Raw genomic sequence first — 3162 nt, forward strand, 5'->3', positions numbered from 1 at the left:
CGGGCGAGATCCGCTTCGACGGCCAGCCGGTGCAGTTCAGCCACCCGCGGCAGGCTCACGCCGCGGGCATCCGGGTGATCTACCAGGAGTTCAGCCTCATCCCCGGCCTCAGCGTGGCCGAAAACATCGTGCTGGCCGACCTTCCCCGCCGGGGGCTCTGGGTGGACGGCGCGCGGGTGCGCGCTCTGGCGCGGGCCACGCTGGAGCGCCTGGGCGTCGAGCTGCCGCTGGACGCGCCGGCCGGCCAGCTGGGGGTGGCGCAGCAGCAGCTCGTCGAGATCGCCAAGGCGCTGCACGGCGAAGCCCGGGTGTTCATCATGGACGAACCGACCGCCGCCCTCACCTTCCAGGAGATCGGCAACCTGTTTCGCGTCGTCCGGCAGCTCGCGGCCCAGGGGGCGGGGGTGATCTTCGTCTCCCACCGCCTCGAGGAGGTGATGGAGCTGGCCGACCGCGTGACCGTGTTGCGCGACGGGGAGACGGTGGGCACGCTGGGCACGGAGGACGCGTCGCCGCAGGAGATTGTCCGGCGGATGGTCGGAAGGTCCGTCGGCGAGTTCTACCCGGAGCGCCGCGCGAAGATCGGCGAGCCCGTCCTGCGCGTGGAGGGGTTCGGCGCTCCGCCCGTCACCGGCGGGCTGTCCTTCGAGGTGCGGCAGGGCGAGGTCCTGGGGCTGGCCGGTCTCGTCGGGGCCGGGCGCACGGAGACGGCGGAGGCGCTGTTCGGCCTGCGCCCGCACACCGGCACCGCGTGGGTGCGGGACGCGGGCGCGTCGCCCGGCGCATCGGAGTGGCGGCAGCTCCGCCTCAAGAGCCCGCGGGACGCGATCCGCGCCGGGATCGGCTACCTCCCCGAGGACCGCAAGCATTCGGGATTGGTGCTCCGGCTCGCCATCCGGGACAACATGACCCACCCGACGCTCGAGCGGTACCTCGTCGCCGGGTTCGTGCGGCGCGGAGAGGAAGCGTCCGCCGTGCGGAGGCGAAGCGAAGAGCTGGCCATCCGCGCGCCGTCCATCGAGACGCTGGTGGAGAACCTGAGCGGCGGCAACCAGCAGAAGGTCGTGCTGGGCAAGTGGCTGGAGATCCGGCCGAGGGTGCTGATCTTGGACGAACCCACGCGCGGCGTCGACGTCGGGGCCAAGGTGGAGATCTACCGGCTGATCCAGCGGATGACCGAGCAGGGCACGGCGGTGATCCTCATCTCCTCCGACATCCCGGAGCTCCTCGCGCTGTCCGACCGCCTGCTCGTGCTGCGGCGCGGCCGGCCCGTCGCCCAGCTCGGCCGTGACGAGGCCACGCACGAGCGCGTGCTGGCGCTCTGCAGCCAGGGGGTGGGGGCGTGAAGCGCCTCAACTGGGTCGACTACGGTCTCGTCATCGGCTTTCTCGCGCTGGCGGCGGCGCTCACCGTCGCCTCGCCGGTGTTCCTCACCTGGTCCAACCTCATGAACGTCGCCCGGCAGGTGTCGATCAACGGCCTCCTGGCGGCGGGCGAGACGTTCGTCGTGCTGGCTGCCGGCATCGACATCTCCATCGGCTCCACGATGGCGCTGGCGGGAGCGATCGTGGCCGGGGTGGGCCTCGCGCACGGGTTCGCGCTCGGCGGCCTGGCCGCGCTGCTCGTCGGGGTGGCGGTGGGGCTCGTGAACGCGCTTTTCGTCGTCCGCTTCCGCGTGCCGGCGTTCATCGCCACGCTCGCCATGCTGGGCATCGCCCGGGGCGCCACGCTCATCTACACGCACGGACGCCCGATCTCCGGGCTGCCGGAGAGCTTCCTCTACATCGGCAACGGCTGGCTCGGCCCCGTCCCGTTCCCCGTGGTGCTCATGCTCGCCACGTACGCCGTCGCGCACGTGACGCTCCGCCACACGGCCTTCGGGCGGTACGTCTACGCCGTCGGCGGCAACGCGCGGGCGGCCCGGTATGCCGGCATCAACACGGAGAGGGTGCAGTACGCCGTCTACGCGATCGCCGGGTTTCTCGCGGCAGTCGGCGGCATCGTGCTGACGTCGCGGCTGGCTTCGGCGGACCCGCAGGCCGGGGTCGGCATCGAGCTGGACGCGATCGCGGCCGTCGTGCTGGGCGGCGCCAGCCTGTTCGGCGGCGAGGGGTCCGTGCTGCGCACGCTGCTCGGGGCGCTGATCCTCGGCGTGCTGAACAACGGCATGAACCTCCTCAACGTCTCGCCGTTCTATCAGGAGGTGATCAAGGGCGCGGTGATCCTGCTGGCCGTGGTGGTCGGAAACTGGAGGCCTCGTTCGCAAGGACAGTTCAACGTGGGAGGTTGACGCAGGATGGAGAAGCGACTTTGGCTCGTCGCGGCGCTGCTTTCCGCCGCGCTGGTCCTCGTGGCGTGCGGCGGCGGGTCCGGGACCGGTGGCAGCAGCAGCGAGAGCGGGCAGAGCGGCGGAAGCAAGCAGGTGACGGTCGGCCTTGCGCTGTCGACGCTGAACAACCCCTACTTCGTGACGCTGCGCGACGGCGCCCAGAAGGCGGCCGACGCCGCGAACGTGAAGCTGATCGTGGCGGACGCGGGCAACGACCTTTCGAAGCAGACGTCGCAGATCGAGGACTTCATCACGCAAAAGGTCGACGTCATCATCGTCAACCCGGTCGACTCTGACGGGATCGTGCCCGCCGTGCAGAAGGCCAACGACGCCAACATCCCGGTGATCGCGGTGGACCGCGGCGTCAACGGCGCGAAGGTGGTCACGACGATCGCCTCGGACAACGTCGAGGCCGGCAGGATGGCCGCGGAGGCGCTCTTCAAGGCGCTGGGCGGAAGCGGCAAGGTCGCGGAGCTTGAGGGCGTGCCGGGCGCCTCCGCCACGCGCGACCGCGGCACAGGCTTCGACCAGGCGGTGCAGGCCAACTCCGGCATCCAGGTCGTCGCCAAGCAGACGGCCAACTTCGACCGGTCCCAGGGCCTCTCCGTGATGGAGAACATCCTCCAGGCCAACCCCGACCTGAACGGCGTCTTCGCGGAGAACGACGAGATGGCGCTGGGCGCCCTCCAGGCCATCAAGAACGCGGGCAAGCCGGTCAAGGTGGTCGGCATCGACGGCACGGACGACGCCCTCAAGGCCATCAAGGCCGGCGACATGGTCGCGACCGTGGCCCAGCAGCCGGAGTGGATGGGCAAGACCGCGGTGGAGGACGC

At 70.9% G+C, this 3162-nt stretch carries 3 protein-coding genes; all 3 read left to right on the forward strand.

Features of this window, described 5'->3' with window-relative positions:
- The coding region (locus IRZ18_09200; GenBank protein ID MBX5477280.1) for a sugar ABC transporter ATP-binding protein at positions 1-1346 on the forward strand (1346 nt) is incomplete at its 5' end.
- A gap of 101 nt (positions 1347-1447) precedes the next feature.
- Entirely contained in the window at positions 1448-2290 is an 843-nt protein-coding gene (locus tag IRZ18_09205; GenBank protein MBX5477281.1) for a ribose ABC transporter permease, read from the forward strand.
- 6 nt (positions 2291-2296) lie between these two features.
- Positions 2297-3162: D-ribose ABC transporter substrate-binding protein (locus tag IRZ18_09210; GenBank protein ID MBX5477282.1), on the forward strand; the 866-nt coding region annotated here is incomplete at its 3' end.

The organism is Clostridia bacterium, assembly GCA_019683875.1.
Lineage (GTDB): Bacteria > Bacillota > Sulfobacillia > RBS10-35 > Bu92 > Bu92.

Excerpts from the sequence above, each read along its gene's own strand:
- IRZ18_09205 (MBX5477281.1), top strand. The coding sequence starts at position 1,448 with ATGAACGTCGCCCGGCAGGTGTCGATCAACGGCCTCCTGGCGGCGGGC.